General features: G+C 53.3%; 19 protein-coding genes and 2 tRNA genes. 9 read left to right on the plus strand and 12 right to left on the minus strand.

What is annotated here, in order from left to right; translation table 11 throughout:
- Positions 1–45: 45 nt before the first annotated feature.
- From SIB80_RS03785 to crtL, 3 genes are all read left to right on the plus strand, one after another.
- Positions 46–119, plus strand: a tRNA-Pro gene (locus SIB80_RS03785).
- A 204-nt stretch (positions 120–323) separates the two neighbouring features.
- A complete protein-coding gene (locus SIB80_RS03790) occupies positions 324–605 on the plus strand; it encodes a hypothetical protein (RefSeq protein ID WP_063420418.1) in 282 nt (93 codons plus the stop codon).
- Positions 606–814: 209 nt separating this feature from the next.
- Positions 815–2,095, plus strand: coding sequence for a lycopene beta cyclase (crtL, locus tag SIB80_RS03795; protein WP_063420417.1), 1,281 nt, complete (start codon positions 815–817; stop codon positions 2,093–2,095).
- 81 nt (positions 2,096–2,176) lie between these two features.
- Here the strand turns inward: crtL and cobJ are convergent, their stop codons facing one another.
- Complete coding sequence (cobJ, locus tag SIB80_RS03800) at positions 2,177–3,955, minus strand: precorrin-3B C(17)-methyltransferase (RefSeq protein ID WP_063420416.1); 1,779 nt, start codon at positions 3,953–3,955, stop codon at positions 2,177–2,179.
- A 151-nt stretch (positions 3,956–4,106) separates the two neighbouring features.
- On the minus strand, positions 4,107–5,681 hold the full coding sequence (locus SIB80_RS03805) for a hypothetical protein (protein WP_413681496.1): 1,575 nt from the start codon (positions 5,679–5,681) through the stop codon (positions 4,107–4,109).
- Between the two features lie 311 nt (positions 5,682–5,992).
- On the opposite strand from SIB80_RS03805, the gene SIB80_RS03810 reads away from it, so the two are divergent.
- The 3 genes from SIB80_RS03810 to psaB are packed head-to-tail and all read left to right on the plus strand — an operon-like array spanning position 5,993 to position 10,713.
- Positions 5,993–6,115 (plus strand): hypothetical protein, encoded by a 123-nt coding sequence (locus SIB80_RS03810; protein WP_255454362.1) that lies wholly within the window; start codon positions 5,993–5,995, stop codon positions 6,113–6,115.
- Complete coding sequence (gene psaA / locus SIB80_RS03815) at positions 6,112–8,442, plus strand: photosystem I core protein PsaA (protein WP_063420414.1); 2,331 nt, start codon at positions 6,112–6,114, stop codon at positions 8,440–8,442. The genes SIB80_RS03810 and psaA overlap by 4 nt, the downstream gene beginning before the upstream one ends.
- A 21-nt stretch (positions 8,443–8,463) precedes the next feature.
- Positions 8,464–10,713, plus strand: a complete 2,250-nt coding sequence (psaB, locus tag SIB80_RS03820; protein ID WP_063405093.1) for a photosystem I core protein PsaB — start codon at positions 8,464–8,466, stop codon at positions 10,711–10,713.
- A 784-nt stretch (positions 10,714–11,497) separates the two neighbouring features.
- Here psaB and SIB80_RS03825 read toward each other — a convergent pair.
- Together SIB80_RS03825 and SIB80_RS03830 are read right to left on the minus strand one after the other, a co-directional pair.
- Positions 11,498–12,061: a photosystem I reaction center protein subunit XI gene (locus SIB80_RS03825; RefSeq protein ID WP_011131135.1), complete on the minus strand. Its 564-nt coding sequence runs from the start codon at positions 12,059–12,061 to the stop codon at positions 11,498–11,500.
- 44 nt (positions 12,062–12,105) lie between these two features.
- Positions 12,106–12,222, minus strand: a complete 117-nt coding sequence (locus SIB80_RS03830) for a photosystem I reaction center subunit VIII (RefSeq protein WP_011131134.1) — start codon at positions 12,220–12,222, stop codon at positions 12,106–12,108.
- Positions 12,223–12,363: 141 nt separating this feature from the next.
- Here SIB80_RS03830 and SIB80_RS03835 point away from each other — a divergent pair, with 141 nt between their 5' ends.
- Positions 12,364–12,843 carry a hypothetical protein gene (locus SIB80_RS03835; protein ID WP_063420413.1) on the plus strand — a complete coding sequence of 160 codons (480 nt, stop codon included), beginning with the start codon at positions 12,364–12,366 and terminating at the stop codon, positions 12,841–12,843.
- Here the strand turns inward: SIB80_RS03835 and SIB80_RS03840 are convergent.
- On the minus strand, positions 12,801–13,763 hold the full coding sequence (locus tag SIB80_RS03840) for a glycosyltransferase family 2 protein (protein ID WP_011131133.1): 963 nt from the start codon (positions 13,761–13,763) through the stop codon (positions 12,801–12,803). The two genes, SIB80_RS03835 and SIB80_RS03840, sit on opposite strands and share 43 nt — an antisense overlap.
- Before the next feature lie 43 nt (positions 13,764–13,806).
- Entirely contained in the window at positions 13,807–14,559 is a 753-nt protein-coding gene (locus tag SIB80_RS03845) for a C40 family peptidase (RefSeq protein ID WP_063420412.1), read from the minus strand.
- Positions 14,560–14,577: 18 nt separating this feature from the next.
- On the opposite strand from SIB80_RS03845, the gene SIB80_RS03850 reads away from it, so the two are divergent.
- Entirely contained in the window at positions 14,578–15,465 is an 888-nt protein-coding gene (locus SIB80_RS03850) for a serine hydrolase (protein ID WP_011131131.1), read from the plus strand.
- Positions 15,466–16,181: 716 nt separating this feature from the next.
- Here the strand turns inward: SIB80_RS03850 and SIB80_RS03855 are convergent.
- A tRNA-Ser gene (locus tag SIB80_RS03855) sits at positions 16,182–16,270 on the minus strand.
- A 64-nt stretch (positions 16,271–16,334) separates the two neighbouring features.
- Entirely contained in the window at positions 16,335–17,531 is a 1,197-nt protein-coding gene (alr, locus tag SIB80_RS03860) for an alanine racemase (RefSeq protein ID WP_063420411.1), read from the minus strand.
- A 73-nt stretch (positions 17,532–17,604) separates the two neighbouring features.
- Between alr and SIB80_RS03865 the strand changes: the two genes are divergently transcribed.
- Positions 17,605–18,150 carry an HNH endonuclease gene (locus SIB80_RS03865; RefSeq protein WP_011131129.1) on the plus strand — a complete coding sequence of 182 codons (546 nt, stop codon included), beginning with the start codon at positions 17,605–17,607 and terminating at the stop codon, positions 18,148–18,150.
- Here SIB80_RS03865 and prfA read toward each other — a convergent pair.
- The 4 genes from prfA to rplM are packed head-to-tail and all read right to left on the minus strand — an operon-like array spanning position 18,128 to position 20,472.
- Entirely contained in the window at positions 18,128–19,225 is a 1,098-nt protein-coding gene (prfA, locus tag SIB80_RS03870) for a peptide chain release factor 1 (RefSeq protein WP_063420410.1), read from the minus strand. The genes SIB80_RS03865 and prfA overlap by 23 nt on opposite strands.
- A gap of 54 nt (positions 19,226–19,279) precedes the next feature.
- A complete protein-coding gene (rpmE, locus tag SIB80_RS03875; RefSeq protein ID WP_063420409.1) occupies positions 19,280–19,567 on the minus strand; it encodes a 50S ribosomal protein L31 in 288 nt (95 codons plus the stop codon).
- Positions 19,568–19,615: 48 nt separating this feature from the next.
- A complete protein-coding gene (gene rpsI / locus SIB80_RS03880; protein WP_011826929.1) occupies positions 19,616–20,023 on the minus strand; it encodes a 30S ribosomal protein S9 in 408 nt (135 codons plus the stop codon).
- Positions 20,020–20,472 (minus strand): 50S ribosomal protein L13, encoded by a 453-nt coding sequence (gene rplM / locus SIB80_RS03885; protein WP_063420408.1) that lies wholly within the window; start codon positions 20,470–20,472, stop codon positions 20,020–20,022. Before rplM ends, rpsI begins: the two co-directional genes overlap by 4 nt.
- Positions 20,473–20,543 lie beyond the last annotated feature (71 nt).

Below are 20,543 nucleotides of genomic sequence, written 5' to 3' on the forward strand. Positions count from 1 at the left end.
GGCAGCAGCAGTTCCAGGCGACTTCACCTTCTACAGTGAGCCTATCGGGATGTAGCGCAGCTTGGTAGCGCACTTCGTTCGGGACGAAGGGGCCGCAGGTTCGAATCCTGTCATCCCGATTGATCGTTGCTTTAGTCCGAGGTAATCCCTTCGACAATTGATATTAATCAGTTCTCTGATCATTCTTAAGGCCTGCCAATGGGATGCATGAGTAAACCCTGGGAAGGCTATTGATGGATTATTAATGCCTAGGTCAAGGAAAACTTGCTTCAGCTGCTTGACTTTTGGAATGGAGGTTCAAGGCTTAAGGGAAATTTGAAGTGATGAAGCCAGTCATTTTGCTTGCCGTAGTGGCATTTGCGGCTGTTCTTTTTGTTCTAAATCCACGCATGGCTGTAGACCACGGTCGGCCGATTTATCTTGTTTCTTGTCGTGTGGAGTGGTCGGTGCATTGGTTGGGAGCCTTTAGGAAGGGTGGTCTATTGGGGCTCTATCCACTGGATCGTGCTGCTCAAGCTGTTGTGTCTGACACTCCTATTGAATACGTCTCAAAGGATGAGCAAATGGCTATCGCAATGACCACTGTTATGAAGCCTTGTCGCTGAGCGCTTGCGGTATCAAGAGGATTGCTCTTTAAACGATGTTGCAAAGTCACGAGAAAACTATGTCGTTTAAATCACTATCGCCAGGGGCGGTAGTCTCTTTTTAAGAGACGATCCCTGGCAGTGGTGGTTGACGAGAGCAACAACGTCTATCGCTGTCTACTAATGCCTTTGCTGGTGGCTTATGCCCAACCAATTGTTCTGGTGAGCCAGTGACAGAGGCAGTGGTGGATGTCTTGGTGCTTGGCGCTGGTCCGGCGGCCCTGGCCATTGCTGCAGCCCTGGGCAAGGAGGGTTTACAGGTCTCAGCACTGACGGTTGGCAATCCTCGCGAGCCATGGCCATATACCTATGGCATTTGGGGTGACGAGGTGGATGCCTTTGATATGGGGCACCTGCTCGAGCACCGCTGGTCGAACACAGTGAGTTTTTTTGGCCCAGGCGCCTCTGACCCCAATGCTGACGAGAATCGGCCAAGTCCTCATCATCGGGATTACGGCCTATTCGACAAGATCAAGCTCCAGGAGCATTGGTTGCAGCAATGCGAAGCTGCTGGTTTGACTTGGCATCAAGGTCTTGCAACTGATTTTGCTGTTGATGCCACCGTTAGTACTGTGACCACCGCCGAAGGTGTTGAGCTGCAAGCTCGTTTGGTGGTTGATGCAACTGGCTATAAGCCGGTATTTCTGCGTCATGTAGATCATGGGCCGGTGGCTGTTCAGACCTGCTTTGGCGTGGTGGGACGTTTCAATAAGCCCCCAGTGGAGCCTGGCCAGTTTGTGTTGATGGACTACCGCTGTGATCATCTGAGCCCTGCGGAGAAAGCTGAGCCACCCACGTTTCTTTATGCCATGGACTTTGGTGGGGGATGCTTCTTCTTAGAGGAAACATCGCTAGGGCTCGCGCCTCCGGTGTCCTTAGAAACCCTGCGTTCACGCTTGGAGCGGCGATTGGCTCATCAAGGTTTAACGATCACTGAATTGCAGCACGAGGAGCTTGGTTATTTCCTGCCGATGAATTTGCCTCTGCCTGACCTGCAGCAACCGCTGCTTGGTTTCGGCGGCTCGGCGGCGATGGTGCACCCTGCTTCGGGCTATTTGGTGGGCAGCATGCTGCGCCGCGCACCTTATGTTGCAAAGGCTGTGGCTGAAGCCATGGCCGATCCAGGGGCGGGGCCGGCGGTGCTCGCGGCTGCAGGTTGGGAGACTCTTTGGCCCAAGGAGTTGCGCCGTAAGCATGCTCTTTATCAATTTGGCCTTGAGAAGCTGATGCGTTTTAAAGAGCCCCAACTGCGTGATTTCTTTGTCAGTTTCTTTGCTTTGCCGAGCGAAGAATGGTACGGCTTTTTGACCAACACTCTTAGCCTGCGGGAATTGGTCGCTGCCATGGTGAACATGTTTGTTAGCGCCCCTTGGAGTGTTCGCTGGGGCCTAATGGGTATGCAGGGGCGGGAGCTGAAGTTGCTTTCACGCTTTCTTTTTCCGCCTCGCTAAAAAGTTCCCTATCAATTCAGCGATGCCTTGAAACAGCGATGCCTTGAAACAACGTTCAGCTTGACTGACTATGCCTTGTTTTCAAGCCAGTTCGGCTCCGGGGTATCCCCTTGGTGTCACCACATGATTGTCTTGCAAACGGCTGCTGCTATTGCCGATTAGCACAATCGTGAGCATGTCGACCTCTTTGACTGGCAGCGTCTGCAGTGTGTGCAGCTGTATGTTTTCCTGCGCTCGTCCAAGTTGACGTGCTACGACCACTGGCGTGCTGGGGGCTCGATGCTCCAGCAAGAGTTCAATGGCACGCGTCAGCTGCCAGTCGCGTTCTTGAGAGCGTGGGTTGTAAAGGGCTACCACGAAATCTCCCCTGGCTGCACTTTTCAGGCGGGTTTCAATCTTTGACCAGGGAGTGAGGCGATCGCTGAGACTCACGCTGCAGAAATCGTGCATCAGAGGGGCACCTACCTTGGCGGCGGCTAATTGCAGGGCTGAGAGGCCTGGATGCACCTGAAATTGTGGCCGATCACTAGGGGGTTGTGTGAGCCATAGTTCCAGGGCTAGGCCGGCCATGCCGTAGATGCCACTGTCTCCTGAAGAGATCAAGGCGACTCGAGCTCCCTGTTGGGCTAGCTCCAGGGCCTTAAGGCAGCGATCCCGTTCGCGAGTGAGTTGCCCGTCCAGACGGGCTTGATCTGGGCGGCGCAACGGTTCCAGTAGATCGAGGTAGAGGTCGTATCCAACCCATATGGCACTGCGGGCTAGTGCTGCACGGGCATCGTGGGTGAGAAAGGCTAAATCTCCAGGACCGCTTCCGATCAGATGCAATTCGCCTCTTTGCGGTGCAAAAGGGTGATTGGCTTCGCTGATGGCGATGGTGGTAGCACCATGTTCAGCGTTTTGAGCATGGTGAATCTGTTTGGTTAGCAGCAAAGTGCCTTTGTTGCTAGCTGCGAGTAGTGCTGCTGCTTCGGCCACGGAAGAGGTGCCCATAGCTTTTGCTACCACAGCAGAAGGTGTGGGTACGTCAACTTCTGAGAGTGCATCAGCGTTGAAGAAGCGCACAGGCCAGTCCTTTGCTTGCGCGAGAGCGAGCAGAGCGGTTTCATCGTCCTTTCGGTCAATGCTGGCAAGGCCTGCTACTGCCTCTGGGGCAAGGCCTGCCTCTGCCAGGGCAGCTGTCACGGCGCGCTCAAGCAGGCTCAGGCTTGTATCGCGTTCGCAGCCAATTCCAATCCATAGACTGGCGGGATGCCAGCTGCAAGACATGCTGCTTTGTGGGCCGATGGTTAGCTGGCCTGGCCGAGCCTGATCACCATTGGCATTGGCATCAAAAACGTCTTGTGCAGCAGCAGTTGTTTGCCAAAACGTCGCACCAGAATGCTGCAGAAGCAAAAGCTTCCCCCCTTGGGCTTGGGTCAGCATCAACTGATTCCAGTTGTCGCGGCTGCCGCTACGTCGCCAGCCCCAGCCTTTGCCAAAACTATCGAGGGCCAAGCGGTTTTGGCTGTTGGAGTCTCCGGTGAGTACAGCATGGCCGCCTAGCTCTGCGGCCAGTTCCATGGCAAGTTGTTCTGCGCCCGCCTGGTGACCGCCCAGCAATGGCACGACGTGTTTGCCATGGGCATCAAGGACGATCACGGCGGGATCTTTGTCCTTCTCAATCAGTAATGGAGCAATTAAGCGAGTCACGGCGCCGATAGCACCCACGATGAGCAAGACCCCGTTTGGCTGCCAGTTTCTGCTCAGCACTTCGCTGGCGGGGCCAACTACAAGGCTTTGAGGTGTTTCCTCGAGAGTGTTTGCTGCACGCGGGGTAAGGGCCAGTTGATCAACCTGGTGGCGTCTTGCAAGCCTTTGCAAAAGGGGCCAGGCGCTGACAGAGAGACCAAGAGCCAGGCGCAGAGCGGGGCTAGGTGCGTCGGGATGGGTCAGGGCAGGTTGGCCAAGGGGAACGTTGGAGGCTGTTTCTTTTTATTTGATCTAGGCATGAGCGTTAAAGCATGCTTTTGGATCAATCAAGGGTTGGCAAAGGGGTTTGGGAATTGGGTGCTGGGGAGGCTTGGGCAGCGTCTGCTTTGAGTTTTGGCTCTAGTTCGGCGTTTGGTTCTAGATCAGGAGTTGTCTCGAGAGCAGAGTCTGGATCAGGGTTTGGTTCTAGATCAGGAGTTGTCTCGAGAGCAGAGTCTGGATCAGGGTTTGGTTCTAGATCAGGAGTTGTCTCGAGAGCAGAGTCTGGATCAGGGTTTGGTTCTAGATCAGGAGTTGTCTCGAGAGCAGAGTCTGGATCAGGATTTGGTTCTAGATCAGGAGTTGTCTCGAGAGCAGAGTCTGGATCAGGGTTTGGTTCTAGATCAGGGGTTGGATTGAGATCAGATTCTGGTTCGGCTTCTGGCTTTAGTTCGGCTCCAGACTCGAGCTCTGTCTCGGCTTGACTTGAGAGCGGCAACTTCTGTTTTGCAGACGGATCAGAAAGTTCGTCTTGCATACTTTTTGGTTCTGATGCGTTGTCAAGTGTCGAGATTTGCGGGGCTTCTGATTTGTCTTGAGGGGTTTGATCAGCCAAAGGCTGGTCTTCTTCTGGCTGGGGTTCGCCTAAGAGCCTTGCTACTTGCTGCTTTGTCAGCGTTGCCTGCATCCAAGCTGGCTTGTTTGCTTCGCTGGTCTGAACAATCCTCAGTTGGTTGTTGAATACTGGATTAATTGGCTTGCCAAAGCCGTCGAGCATCTCTGTTTGAACGCTAATGGGGCCTGATCCTGAGGGCAGGCCCTTGATCCAAATGGCGTCTTGGTGTGTGATTTGGAAACTTTCACCATTCACATTCACTTGGAGTCGCCAGCGGCCATTGTCTTCTTTAAGGTTCTGAATGGGAGCATTCCAAATCAACCAGTCCAATAGAAGGGGTTCACTGTTGCTGAGTTCTGAGGGGCTAACGGTGACGAACCAAGGCTCATCTTCTGTCGGTTGAGTTCGTTGCAGAGGTTGCAGCTGATGCAGCCGCCATTGCAGGCTGGCCTTGGGATCCTTTACAGCTTCGCCCCATGGATAAGCGGCGTAGGCGCTGAGTCTGTGACTTCCAGGCTGCAGGCCTTCCATCGCAATACGCAGTTGGCCACCATCTGCTTCGCTAATGCGGAGTGGTGGATTCTCATCAAGTTGCACCACAACATGGGCACCGAGGCCTAGTTCTGGATCGTTAGCGAGTGGCCAGTCTTTCAAATTGAGCAAGAGCTCCCAGCTCCCATCCTTCTCAAGCACTGTCCCGTCTGTTGGGCTTTCCAGGCTCAGTTGGGGGTGATGCTTGGCGAGTTGCTCTCGCAGTTGTTGTACTGCGCCTGGTGGGGCAATCTCTTGCAGAGTTCCAGTTGGCGCTGGCACGCGTAAGGATTGCGTTGTTGAACGTTCCTTGTTTAGGTTGTTAAAGGGCCAGCCTGGCAGGGCTTGTGCGGGGGAGAGCCCAGAGATGCTCAGCAGCACAACCAACACCAGGCCTTGCAATAGGCGCATGGCCTTCCCATGCCATAACGACAGATTGAATTGCTGACGCCGGCTCGAAAGCGGCATTAGAAGGGGGCAAGATTTGGTCATTCTGGGCAGCCACCCGGCGTGGGTAAAAGCGTGGCAACTCCTTGCAAGGCGGCAGTGTTGGATTAGTTGATTGATTTATGTTAATTAGCGTTGAAAATACGCTTCTTTTGCAGTTGTAAACTTACGTGTATTAATGATCCGCTTCTGTCAGTGGCCCTTCTGCAGACGCCAGGCCCCCACTGATTAGCGAGCGGATAGAACATTTGTTACTTGCTGTCGTAGTGAGTGGTGCTCAGCTTTATGCTGCTTGAAGCGGTCCCCTTGTAGGGGCCCATAGCTCCAGTGTGAGTCTGAGTTTCGACTTTTGACTTGTGCTGGCGCCCGGTATCAGCACCACTTCGGTGGTGGTGTCTCCGGGGCCCCGGCAAGCCCTTGGGCCTGTCGAAGGGGTGGCCCTCCACCTCGATCCCGTCCCTCGAGGAACCTCTCGATGACCATCAGCCCACCAGAGCGTGGGGAAAAAGCGAAGCCTATTTACGATCAACCAGTTGACCGGGACCACGTTCCAGCCGACTTCGAAAAATTCGAACAACCCGGATTTTTCTCGAAAAGCCTCGCTAAGGGACCAAACTCCACAACCTGGATTTGGAACCTCCACGCTGACGCCCACGACTTCGATACCCACATTGGGGATCTGGAAGAAACCAGCCGGAAGATCTTTTCGGCGCACTTCGGCCATTTGGCCATAGTGTTTATTTGGTTAAGCGGTGCCTTCTTCCACGGTGCCCGCTTCTCCAACTACTCCGGCTGGCTAGCCGACCCCACGCACGTGAAAGCAAGTGCGCAGGTCGTTTGGCCAATTGTCGGTCAAGAAATCATGAATGCAGAGATGGGTGCCGGCTTTAACGGCATCCAGATCACCTCCGGCATTTTCCAAATGTGGAGGGCTTGGGGAATTACCAGTGAGACAGAGCTCATGGCTCTTGCAACTGGTGCCCTAATCATGGCTGCCCTGGTTCTCCATGGCGGAATCTTCCACTACCACAAAGCAGCTCCAAAGCTTGAGTGGTTTAAGAAGATTGAGTCGATGCTTCAGCACCATCAGATTGGTCTGTTTGGCTTGGGCTCTCTTGGTTGGACAGGTCACTTGATCCATGTGGCCAACCCCACCAACGCCCTATTGGATGCCATAGATGCAGGCACTCCAATGGTGCTTGATGGCAAGACCATTGCCACTGCAGCGGATATCCCTCTGCCACACGAGCTCTACAACGCTGATCTCGTTGGCCAGATTTATCCAGGTCTTGCTTCAGGCATCGGGAATTTCTTCTCGGCTAATTGGTGGGCCTTTAGTGATTTTCTCACCAACAACGGAGGAGTGAATCCTGTAACCGGTGCTTTATGGAGTACTGATGTTGCTCATCACCATTTGGCATGGGCCGTCTTTTTGATGTTTGGAGGCCACGTATACCGCTCAAGATTCGGTATCGGCCACAGCATGAAAGAGATCATGGGGAACGTAAAGGGTGACCCCCTGTTATTCCCAGCCCCCAATGGTCATAAAGGTCTCTTTGAGTTCCTTTCCAACAGCTGGCATGCTCAGCTGGCAGTGAACTTGGCCTGCATTGGTTCAGGAAGCATCGTGGTTGCACACCACATGTATTCTCTGCCTCCATATCCATACCTCGCTACTGATTACCCAACGGTTCTTGGGCTGTTCACACACCACATGTGGATTGGTGGCTTGATGATTTGCGGAGCAGCCGCTCACGCTGGCATCGCAGTCATTCGTGACTATGACGTCTCAGTTCACGTCGATAACGTGCTTGACCGCATGTTCAAAGCGCGCGACGCCATTATCAGTCACCTCAACTGGGTGTGTATGTTCCTTGGCTTCCACAGCTTCGGACTTTATATACACAACGACAGCATGCGTGCTTTGGGTCGTTCCCAAGACATGTTCAGCGATTCTGCAATCCAGTTGCAGCCTGTCTTGGCTCAGTGGATCCAAAGCCTTTGGGCGTCTTCAATTGGCACATCATCTGTGGTTGGCACGACAACAGGTCTGCCAGGTGCAGTTAGTGATGTGTTCAACGGAAGTGTTGTAGCAGTGGGCGGCAAGGTGGCTCTGATGGCTATTCCCTTGGGAACAGCCGACTTGATGATTCACCACATCCATGCCTTCACCATTCACGTAACTTGCCTCATCCTTCTTAAGGGTGTGCTTTTTGCCCGCAGTTCTCGTCTTGTTCCTGACAAGGCAAATCTTGGCTTCCGCTTCTCTTGCGATGGCCCAGGTCGTGGTGGTACCTGCCAGGTTTCCTCTTGGGACCACGTGTTCCTAGGCCTGTTCTGGATGTACAACTCCCTCTCGATGGTGATCTTCTACTTCTCGTGGAAGATGCAAAGCGATGTATGGGGCACTGTTAATTCAGACGGGAGTGTGACTCATCTTGTTTCTGGCAACTTTGCTCAAAGCGCCATCACTGTGAATGGTTGGTTCCGTGACTTCCTCTGGGCTCAGTCCTCACAGGTGCTCACGAGCTACGGCACTGGCCTCAGCGGCTATGGCCTCTTATTCCTTGGTGGCCACTTCGTGTGGGCCTTTAGCTTGATGTTCTTGTTCAGCGGCCGTGGCTACTGGCAGGAGCTATTTGAATCCATCATCTGGGCTCATAACAAGCTCAAGCTTGCTCCCACCATCCAGCCCCGGGCACTTTCGATTACGCAGGGCCGTGCAGTTGGTGTAACCCACTTCCTGTTTGGTGGCATTGTGACCACCTGGGCCTTCTTCCATGCCCGCCTTCTTGGGCTCGGCTGACCTTTCCTGACCTTTCCCCACATGGCAACGAAATTTCCTTCGTTCAGCCAGGGTCTGGCACAGGACCCTACAACCCGCCGTATTTGGTACGGCATAGCCACGGCTCACGACTTCGAGAGCCACGACGGCATGACCGAAGAACGGCTTTACCAAAAGCTGTTCTCTACCCATTTCGGTCATCTGGCTGTTATTGGCCTATGGGTTGCAGGAAACCTGTTCCATATCGCCTGGCAGGGCAACTTCGAACAGTGGGTCGCCGACCCACAAAATGTTCAACCTATTGCCCACGCAATTTGGGATCCTCACTTCGGTCAAGGCATCAGTGATGCTTTGACTCAAGCGGGTGCTTCCCGTCCAGTAAACATTTGCTATTCCGGTTTGTACCACTGGTGGTACACCATCGGAATGCGCACCAATACAGAGCTTTACCAGGGCGCCATCTTTATTGACATCCTGGTTGCTTGGCTCTTGTTCGGTGGTTGGCTGCATTTACAGCCAAAGTTCCGTCCTTCGCTGGCGTGGTTCAAGAACGCTGAGGCGATGATGAATCATCACCTCGCAGTGTTGTTCGGTTTCACCAACATCGCCTGGACTGGTCACCTCGTTCACGTGGCCATTCCTGAATCACGTGGTCAGCACGTCGGTTGGGACAACTTCCTCACAGTTCTCCCTCACCCTGAAGGGTTGACCCCATTCTTCACAGGAAACTGGGGAGCCTATGCACAGAATCCTGATTCTTTGAATCATGCCTTTGGTACTTCTGAAGGCGCTGGCACGGCCATCCTTACTTTCCTAGGTGGTGTTCATCCACAGAGTGGTGCCCTTTGGCTGACTGACATCTCGCACCACCATATTGCGATCGGTGTCTTCATGATCATCGGTGGCCATATGTACCGGAATAGTTTCGGTATCGGCCATACCTTTAAGGAAATCACCGACGGTCACAACACCAATCATCCCAATGATCCTCATAAGGATGGTTTCCGAGAAAAAATCGGTCACTACGGTCTCAATCACAACGGGATCACCGATACGATCAACAACTCCCTGCACTTCCAACTTGGTCTTGCTCTTGCCTGTCTAGGTACAGCAGCCAGTCTTGTAGCGCATCACATGGGTGCCTTGCCCTCGTATGCCTTCATTGCGCAGGACTACACCACTCAGGCAGCTCTTTACACCCACCATCAGTACATCGCCATCTTCCTGATGTGCGGTGCCTTCTCCCACGGAGCAATCTTCTTTGTCCGTGACTATGACCCTGAGGCCAACAAGGACAATGTTCTTGCAAGGGTCTTAGAAACCAAAGAAGCACTGATCAGTCACTTGAGCTGGGTTTGCATGCTCCTAGGTTTCCATACCCTGGCGCTGTATCTCCACAACGATGTGGTGATTGCTTTCGGAACCCCCGAAAAGCAGATACTTGTTGAGCCCATTTTTGCTCAGTTCATTCAGGCCGCTAGTGGCAAGGTCATGTATGGCCTTGATGTGCTGCTTGCGAATGCAAATAGTGCCCCATCCTTGGCTGCGGCTGGGATGCCTGGGGATCACTACTGGATGGATCTGATTAATGCCAGTCCAGAAGTTTCCAACTTCATGCCTATTGGCCCAGGAGACTTCCTGGTTCACCATGGCATTGCCTTGGGTCTTCACACCACTGCATTGATCTTGATCAAGGGTGCACTTGATGCAAGAGGTTCCAAGCTGATGCCCGATAAAAAGGACTTCGGCTATGCCTTTGCTTGTGATGGCCCTGGACGTGGCGGCACCTGCGACATCTCTGCGTGGGACTCCACTTACATGGCTATTTTCTGGGCACTGAATACCATTGCTTGGGCAACTTATTACTGGCACTGGAAGCACCTTGCCGCTTGGCAGGGCAACATGGCTCAGTTCAATGAGTCGAGTACCCACTTAATGGGTTGGTTTAGGGATTATCTCTGGATCAATAGTTCCCAGATCATCAATGGCTATAACCCATTCGGGATTAATAATCTCTCCCCTTGGGCATACATGTTCCTTGCAGGCCATTTGGTCTGGGCAACAGGATTCATGTTCCTGATCTCTTGGAGGGGTTATTGGCAGGAGCTGATCGAGACTCTCGTTTGGGCTCATCAGCGCTCTCCGATTGCCAACCTGGTTGGATGGCGTGATAAGCCAGTAGCTCTTTCGATCGTGCAGGCCCGTCTGGTTGGTGTGACTCACTTTGCAGTGGGGAACATCTTTACTTTCGGTGCCTTTGTGATTGCATCTACAGCTAGCAAGTTTGGATAACATCCCCTCTAGCTAGTTAGTTAGTCGATTCATCGGCAGAAAGATAATTCCCCGTCAGGTTTTACTTGACGGGGTTTTTTCTTGCTTTGTTGGATGCATTTCTTCTTAGAGTATTGGCTTGTAAAAAAAACTATTGGGCAATTAATGCCATGAGAATGATTTGTCAAATTCTTTGAAATTGTCTAGTCAAAGAGTTTGGCTTTGATTGGATTAATTGAAAAAGGATGCCAATTGCAAGCCGTCAAAAGTTTGTTCATGCCCGATAGAGGGTTTCTTTTTATGCGCTTTCTCTGGACTATCTTGTCTCTGAGTTAATCCGTTCTGTGTATACAAGTCGACTCAGGGAATCTTGTTAGGTGGTTTTGCTCGGATTAGGCTTTCGTCTCTCTTTGTATTGGCGAATACCAAGATGCGAATGTAGGCCCATTTGTTCTGTAAGCTTGCTCACTTTGAGGAGGCGTCAATGCCTCTAATTGTCTATCGATCTCATTCGAGTCTCTAGGCTCGCCTTAGTCTTCTTAGTGCCTTTTTCTCCCAATGCCTGAGATTTTGAAGTTGGGTGGGGATTTTCTGCCTCTCCTTGGCGAGGCAGAAAATCCTTAAAGCGATTGGCTTAAGCGGGCTAGAGGCAGGTTTCTTATTCCCACCTTGCCACACCTTTACTCATTGGCCTTTCAGCATGCCTTGGCATTCTTGAAGCAATAAAAAACTGGGGAAGCAATCAAGCCACCCCAGGAGAAGATTTTTTACTTTTCGATTTGATGATGTGAAAGCTTCTTGATTCTTAAGAAGCCCAGACATTCATGGGAACATTCAGCAGTGGTTGCATGTGCAAAGTGTTGCATAGGAACCATGCAAAGGCTGCGCCCGCGCAGCCACCCAGCCAAAAGCCACTCGTGAAGTCTGCCCAGCCTTTCCTTGTGAACAGGTCGGCAGGAGGGTTGGCAACAGTGACGTCCGGGGGTGGCACGGTGGGTGCCTTGCCGGGGACGTTGTAAAGCACTAAAAGAGCAGTAAGGATATGCACTGCTCCAACTGTTGCCAATAAAGCTGCGGTTGTAGCAAAATCGGTCGTTCTTAACGGACCCATTACAAGGAAGGGACCGTAAATGAAGTAGCCGATCGCGGCACCAGTTTCCAAGCCGCGGAAGTTTGCAGAAATACCCTCGCGATAGAGGGGAAGATTGTTGACTAAGGCTTTCACGAAGTAGCCACTATTGACTGGAGTGGCCAGGTTTCCGACGCAGGGGTCAGCAGCAGGCTGCACAGCCCACTCTTCTACGTGCCCTCGGTCACGGTACTTTTCGTTGAGCGTCTTGGGGCCTAGAGGCAGGTTCTCGTCAGTCATTCGGCATTAGGGGAGTCGGTTGGCTGGGGTTAAGCGTCTACAGCTCAATCGGTAGCTGTGATATGGCGACCCACTAGGACAATGAAAATTGCCGGTGTCACTAGCACAATCAGGGGTACAAACACCGCAGGCAGCCAGGTGGCAGCAAAATCACTTGTCATGGCGTCAGCCAAAGGTTCCATAGCTACTGTATAGATCGCCTTTGAATAGGGCCTATTCAGGCCCTATTGGCGACATAAAAGTTCAATCCATCACTATCGGGCTCATCATCGGTTACCGCTGTTTCAACGAGCCATCTTTCAATGAATCAACTGTTTGCTGGTGCTGCTGTTTTAGCTCTCACGCTGGTGCTCTGGGGTTTGGGTAGACGCCCTCGCAAGCTCCTGCTGAGCAGTACCGACGCCAGCAGCGTGGCTGCTTTGAATCGTGTTCAGCTAACGCTAGCCAAGCCTCAATCGCAGGGATCTGAGGATTCCACTTCGTTAGCCCTTGAGAGTCCGGTTACATGGAATTCGCCGGCTACATCTCTTGAACGCCTTACTCTGCAAAGGCAGTTACGTGAGGCCATGGCTGCCGGCCCTGAGCAACGATTAGAGGCTGTGACCCTGGCAGGCCTGTGGGGTCATGTTTCAGTTATGTCATTGCTACGGCAGGGGCTGCACGACTCCGATGGCCGTGTTGTGGCTGCTGCAGCGGCAGCACTTGAAGGCTATCGAGGTAAGCCGCGTGCAGAGCTAATTCAGGATGTACCGCCGCCGCGCAACGTCGCCCGTATGCGGTAGATCGGTCGCCCTTGGCTTTCGTGGTAGGTGCGCATGACCAACTCGCCTAGTAGACCAAAGCAGAACAATTGGACTCCAGTCAGGCCGAGTACCACAGCCATGGTGAGTAGTGGGCGGTTGCCAATGTCTTCTCCCATCAGCTTGATCGCCAGTAAATAGATACTCGTCAGCAGGCTCCCGCCCATGGCGAGCAACCCGCCGAAGCCGAAAACGTACATCGGTCTGGTCAGAAAGCGCTTCATAAACCACACCGTGAATAGGTCCATCAACACGCGGAAGGTGCGATCGATCCCGTACTTGCTATTGCCGTATTGGCGTGCACGGTGGTTGACTTTCACTTCTGTGATCAGAGCCCCTTCGATAAAGGCCAAAGCCGGCAGGAAGCGGTGCAGCTCGCCATAGAGACGCATATCCGTCAGGATTTCTTTCCGATAGGCTTTCAGTGAGCAGCCGTAGTCATGCAGCCGTACACCGGTAACTCGGCCGATCAGGCGATTGGCAATTTTTGAGGGTAGTTTGCGCTTTAGGGCAGCATCCTGGCGTTGATGACGCCAGCCGCTCACGAGGTCGTATCCCTCACGCAACTTCGATAGGAGTAGCGGGATATCGGCGGGATCGTTTTGGAGATCGCCATCGATGCTGACAATCACTTCACCTTGGGATACGTCGAACCCTGCAGCCATGGCAGCCGTTTGGCCATAGTTTTTGCGTAGAAGTACGCCTACCAGTTCTGGCGTTTTAATACTTAGCTGCTCCAGCACCTTGGCGGTTCCGTCGGTGGAGCCATCATTCACGAGTACCAGCTCGAAGATTTCACCAGTAGGGCGTAAGGCTGCAAGGAGTTGATCTATCAACTTTGGCAGGCTTTCCTCTTCGTTGAAGAGGGGCACTACGACTGAGAGGTCCATGGGCGAGGGCATGCCGGAGGCCTTCCGCAGTAGCGAGCAATTTAGGCGCTGCCCTTTAGGGGAGGGTGGTGCCGTCATGGCAGCGTTCCACTCGCCCCGCCCCGCGCAGCTCAGCTCGGTAGTAGCAGGCCACTGGATGGTTGTCGTTGGCAGGCAGCCGATCGCAACCGATGCCGTTGCGTCCATGCTCTTTACCGGAGCTATGCCAGTAGCTTCCGTTGCCTCCATATACGCCAACGTGGCTGCACTGTTTTCGACTGCCGAAGAAAATCAGGTCTCCAGGGCGGAGTTGTTTGGTGTTGTCAGGTTGCACAGTTATTGGCGTACAGAACCTTTCCTGCTGATAGGCGTCGCGCGGCAGCCAGATGCCTTGACTAGCAAAGGCGGTCTGTACAAGGCCAGAGCAGTCAAAATCTGGCCCGATGCTGCCGCCCCATAGGTAAGTGTTTGACTGGTTGGCTGCTGCCTCCACCCAAGTCATCACAGCCGCTAGTCGTTGCCGGATCTCTCTGATGACAAGCAGTTGAGGTCGCCAGCGTCCCCGTTGAATGATCTGGCCGTTCACTTCGCGCAGATCAATCCAGCAGGGGTATCCGTCTTCCAGTAGCCGCACCCGTAGCCGTGTTACTTGCTGTTGATATTTGTTGGGCTTCGCTGCATCGAGCACTTCAAAGCTTCGGCCTGCGGCCGCCTGGGTGGCCAGTCCTGCTCCTTCGACACAGGCATAACCGTTGACTCCCTTTTGCAGTTGCCAGCAGCTGCCTGGAGCAAGAAGATCAGTGGTGATTGGGGTGCCTAGGGTCGGCATTGCCTGAAGTGATTAGCAATGGCGTTCTACCGCCCCGATAGTGCTATGCAGGCTCAGCTAAAGGGGCTGTTAGATCGATTGGCGGCAGAGAGGCGCCCTGGCCTTCATAACAGCGTGGCGATCAGTTGGGTTCGTTATGACTGTTCTGATCCAACTCCCGGCAGTGGCTCGGGGGCCGGTTGGTCGGATCAGCGCATTCTTTTCCCTGCCAGTGTGGTCAAGCTTGTCTATGCCCTTGCTGCTGAGGCATGGCTCCAGCGGGACCTGTTGCCAGAGGCCGATGAGCTTCGTCGGGCGATGCGAGACATGATTGCTGATTCGAGTAATGACGCCACCAGCCTTGTGTTGGATTTGCTTACCGGCACGACAAGCGGCCCATCGCTTCTGGGAGAATCCTGGCAGACTTGGCAGCAGCAGCGGCACCTGGTGAACGACTGGCTGCAAGGGTTGGGCTGGGAAGAGTTGGAAAAGGTGAACTGTTGCCAGAAGACCTGGGGTGATGGACCTTATGGTCGAGAGCGAGATTTTTATGGCGTAGGTCTCGGGAATCGCAATGCGTTAACCACTGCAGCTACAGCTCGCCTGCTTGAGTCAGTGATGACTGATGCTTTGGTGTCTCCGTTGGCCTGCAAGCGCTTGCGTCAACTTCTTTCAAGGTCTATTGATCTCATGCAGCGCAAGGCTGATCCAGAGAATCAGGTAGATGGATTTCTTGGAGAAGGTTTGCCGGTGGGATCCCGTTTGTGGAGTAAGGCTGGCTGGATGAGTCAGGCTCGTCATGATGCGGCTTGGTGGTCTTTACAAGGAGGCAGGCCGATGCTTTTGGTAGTCTTCACTCAAGGAAGGGAGCGAGCTAATGACACAACCCTCTTGCCGGCAATAGCTCGCGAACTCAGCAAGCTATAGGGATAAAAGAATTGAGGTCTCTAAGTAAATCAAACGAGAAAAAGTTGAATTTGAGTGAAAGCAGTATACAGCAGACAGCACATGCCTAAATAGTATTTATCTATACAGATAAAGCCTTTGATAGCAAGTGATCTGGTGAATTCATATCCTTTTATCTTTTCAGAAGTGCTCCCGCCTTTCTCGTTGGCGGGGCTTGAATGGATCGATTCAGTTAAGTCGGTTAAAGCGGGATTAGTTTGGAGAAAAGCTACATATATTATGCTTGAAGTCAAAGTCTCACACATCCTTTGGAGGCTCTCTGCTTAAGTAGAGAAGGCAAAGCTTCCTGTTATGCCCCGTTTAACAAATCGCCTTTAGAGGGGTAAAACGGTAGAGAATTTGTTAGATGTTTAATGCTTTTCAGCCCCAGCTTGGTTAGTTGAGTGAAAATAATAAGCTTTTTAGATGTGTTCATTGCCTGCTTTTGTCGAGCTGGAGAGCCTTTCGTTGAACATTACGCAGAATTGGATAACGAATTCCTTGCATGCCTTTGCAGTCAAAGCGATTTGCCATGCCACGAAGAAAAATTCTTGCCGATTATTGGATAGCTTCTTGGACAACACAAGCTTGCAGCTGGTCTAAACGGCGCAAATCCGTTTGACACGCAGGAACTGTTTGAGGGCAGTCGATTAAAGCCGTTTGAGGAGTGCCTGGCACTCTCGGAAACTGACTTTCAACGGAGAGGGAGGGATTCGAACCCTCGACAAGAGTTGCCTCCTGTAACTCCTTAGCAGGGAGCCGCCTTCAACCACTCGGCCACCTCTCCAGCGGCCTACATACCCTACCAATACCCACCTCTAGTGCTTTGTTTTAGTTGTCTGGGTTTGGTGTCAAACCACCAGTCTGGGTAGTCGATGTTTGAAGCTGCAGAGCACCTCCCATGGAATTGATCCACTGAGATCACTCCATTGTTGTGGTGTAATACAGGCGTCACCGTCCTTGCCTAGGAGGGTCACGATGCTTCCCACCTCTAGGTCGGGATGATTTGTGGCATCAAGCACGAGTTGATCCATGGTGATGGCGCCAACCTGGGGGAGAAGCTGACCATCGGCTATGGCAGAGATTTGGCCTGATAGGGATCGGCTAACCCCGTCGGCATAGCCGATTCCTACGACGGCTAGGCGACTGGGGCGTCGTGTGGTGAAGCGATGGCCGTAACTCACTCCCACACCTGCAGGCACATCCCTTATCAATGTCACCCTTGCTTTGACGCTGAGAGCTGGCTGAAGGTCTACTTTTCCTTGTAGTTGGAGGTTGGGGCTGTGGCCATACAGAGCAAGACCAACGCGCACCATGTCGTAGTGGAGTCCGCGATCGCGAAGGGTGCCGGCGGAGTTGGCAAGGTGCCGCGTAAATCCATTGTGTTGCTCTGGCAGCGTTCTTAGCACCGTCTCAAAGTGTTGCTGCTGCTGATCCGTCACCATTGCGGCTTTCCCTTGGAGATCCCCATCTGCCAGGGCTAAATGGCTATAGATACCCTTTAATTCCAGTTGATTGAGGTGGCCTATCGCCTCCACCAGCATGGGAGCTTCCTTTAGCTCGCAGCCGAGGCGGGTCATCCCAGTATCGATTTTGAGCTGAATCCTGAATTGCCGGCCGCTGCCATCTGCAAGGTTTTGGCAGAGCAGAGCCTCTCGCATACTGCTGAGGGTGGGCATGAGTTGCCAATGAAGGCAAGCTTTCAGGTCTTCGCTATGGGTGAGATTGCCTAGCACAAGCACTGGGGCATTGTGGCCGGCTTGACGAAGCTCAATCCCTTCTTGGAGGGTTGCTACTCCAAGACTTTTTGCTCCTCCTTGCAAGGCGGCTCGGGCTACGGTTAAAGCGCCATGGCCATAGCCATCAGCTTTCACCACGGCCATCAGGGCACAACTTTCACAAAGGTGTCTCCGAAGGCTGCGGCAATTGGCTTCCACAGCTGCGGGGTTGACTTCCACCCAGGCGCGCTGACGTGGATCGGCTTTTGCCATCTGCTCAGGGTTTTTGCCCCTAGGCAGATCACCGTGTGGGGCGATCAGGTCTCGCATGCTGGCAGGGTAAACAAGGGAATGACCTCACCCTTGGAGTGTCGGTAGCATGGCGCTTAATCAGGGGGCTGGCATGAGCCAGGTTCTCGTACTCAACGCGTCCTATGAGCCTCTGAATATCACCACCTGGCGACGCGCCCTGGTGATGATGTTCAAGGGCAAGGCGGAGAGCCTGGAACAGGATTCTTCACGCATGGTTCGCGAGGACACCATGCTCCCTACGGTGATTCGGTTGCGGCATTTTGTTCGGGTGCCTTTTCGGCAATTGCCCCTGACGCGTCGAAATGTGTTTTTTCGCGATGGTCATTGTTGCCAATACTGCGGTTACCAAGGAGAGAAACTCTCCATAGATCATGTGATCCCTCGCAGCCGTGGCGGTAGCGATACCTGGGAAAACGTCACCACGGCTTGCTTGATTTGCAATGTCCGTAAGGGCAGCCGTACTCCTCAGGAGGCTGAAATGCCTCTGCATCGGTTGCCGCGGCGACCACTCAGCAGTCTCAGTTTTGAGGCGACTCGACAGATTCACTCGGGCCGACACAGCGAGTGGGAAAAGTATGTAATCGGCTGGGGCTCTGGTGATACCAGCCTCAATGTCAGTCTTCCTCCTGATGACTGAGTTCTTCCAGTTGATGGCGTTGCTCTTCGGCAATGCAGGCGCCGATCAGCTCTTCCAGCTGGCCAGTCAGCACTGGCTCGAGGGAGAAATTGCGTCCTAATCGGTGGTCAGTGGTGCGATTGTCTTTGTAGTTGTAGGTGCGGATCTTTTCGCTGCGGTCGCCAGTTCCCACTTGGGCTCTTCTCGTTGAGCTTTCACGCGCGTTGGCTTCTGCAATTTGTCTTTCCAGCAACTTCGCTCTCAGGATTTCCATGGCACGTTCTCGGTTTTGCAGTTGGGAGCGTTGCTGGGTGCAGAACACCCTGATACCGGTGGGCTTGTGGAGCAGGTCCACTGCCGTTTCAACCTTGTTGACATTTTGTCCGCCAGCCCCGCCTGAGCGAGCAGTGCTGATTTCTAGTTCGCTGGGATCGATCTGCACTTCCACTGCATCAGCTTCTGGCATCACAGCCACTGTTGCTGTGGAGGTGTGCACTCGACCTTGGGATTCTGTAGCAGGAACTCGTTGAACTCGATGCACGCCGGCTTCGAATTTCAGTTGGCTGAAGACGGCATCGCCTTTGATTGAGAGGATGAGTTCACGGAATCCCCCCAAATCGGCCTCTGTTGCACTCAACGGTTGGACTGACCAGCCAATGCGTTGACCGTAGCGCTCATACATGCGGGCTAAATCACCTGCCCATAGGCAGGCTTCGTTTCCGCCTGCACCGGCGCGGATCTCCAGCATGACGCTGCGTTGATCACGAGGATCACTTGGGAGTAGGGCCAGGGTGAGGCGTCTTACCAAGACTGTTTTGCGTGCCTCTAGTTGTTGCAACTCTTCCTGGGCTAAAGACTCCATGGCGTCATCACCCCTACTTTCTCGCAGTAGCTGCTTGGTCTTTTGCCATTCCTGCTCCACCTGCTGGAGGGCTTCAAAATCGAGTACGAGGGGTTCCAGTCGTGCTCTTTCTCGCGCAACACTTTCAAGAAGTTTGGGATCAGCTGCCACATCGGGATCAGCTAGCTGGCGCTCCAGACTTTGAAAACTGGTCTTGGCTGTTTCCAGCCGAGTGATGAGGGTTGAAGAGTCCATACCCATCAACAGCGGATGTTATTGGCACCCGGCGAAGTCTTTGAGGACAACAGCTCAGTCTTCTTTAGAGGTGTTGTCCTTGTTGTTATTTTTGGCGTCTGGTTTTGGTTTTTTTTCATCCGCAGCAGCATCGGCACTGCCCATGCCGTACTTGCGCATGAAGCGATCCACGCGTCCTTCAGTATCAAGAATTTTCTGGGTACCGGTAAAGAAGGGGTGATTACCACTCCATACATCAACGTGGAGTTCTGGTTGGGTGGACCCGGTGGTCATCACTACCTCTCCATTGCAGATCACCTTTGCGTCGGGATACCAGTTGGGATGAATATCAGGTTTAGGCATATCAGGATCAGGAGATGGCAGTCCGGGAAAAGTAGGAGGGGTGAAGGATCAGCGCTTGGAGAACTGAGGAGCTTTGCGAGCTTTCTTGAGGCCGTACTTGCGACGTTCCTTGGCGCGGGGGTCTCTGCTGAGATGGCCTTCAGTTTTGAGCGGTTTACGGTTGTCTGCTGATAACTCACACAGGGCTCGTGCCGCACCCTGTTTGATGGCGTCGGCTTGGCCGGTGAGTCCACCACCGTGAACGTTGACGAGGACGTCGTATTGCTCGTTTAGACCAAGGGTTTGCAGGGGTGCTTTCACTGCCGCGAGATAAGCGGGATTGAAGTTCAGATAGTGGTCACCGGGGCGTCCATTGATGGTGATGGTGCCAGTGCCAGGGACAAGGCGAACGCGGGCAACTGAGGTCTTGCGGCGGCCAGTGCCCCAGTAGACAACGCTGTTATTGGAACTGCTCATTGCGATGAAGCGGCGGGATTGAGCTGAAGGGTTTGGGGTCTCTGTGCGGAATGGGGATGTTCCGGGCCGCGGTAGACCTTGAGTTTGCGGAACAACTGTCTGCCAAGGGCGTTGTGTGGAAGCATCCCTTTAATGGCTTTTTCGACGATGCGTTCAGGTAGACGATCCTGCAACGCTTGGAAGGTTTCAACCTTCATCCCCCCGGGACGACCAGAGTGACGGCGGTAGAGCTTTTGATTTGACTTGTTGCCGCTGACTCTGATTTTGTCCGCATTGACCACCACAACAAAGTCACCTGTATCCAGGTGAGGGGTGAAGCTTGGCTTGTTCTTGCCGCGCAGCACGGAGGCCACCTCAGTAGCAAGTCTGCCGAGTGTCTGATTCTCTGCATCCACCAGAAACCACTGGCGTTCGATCGAATCAATTGAGGGAACGGAGGTCTTGTTCATCACGCCGGCATGCCGGTTCGGAGATGCACTTATCGCAAGGGATAGTGCTGGGCAGGGAGCATCAGGCACAT

The sequence above is a fragment of the Prochlorococcus sp. MIT 1327 genome, from assembly GCF_047304785.1.
GTDB lineage: Bacteria > Cyanobacteriota > Cyanobacteriia > PCC-6307 > Cyanobiaceae > Prochlorococcus > Prochlorococcus marinus_D.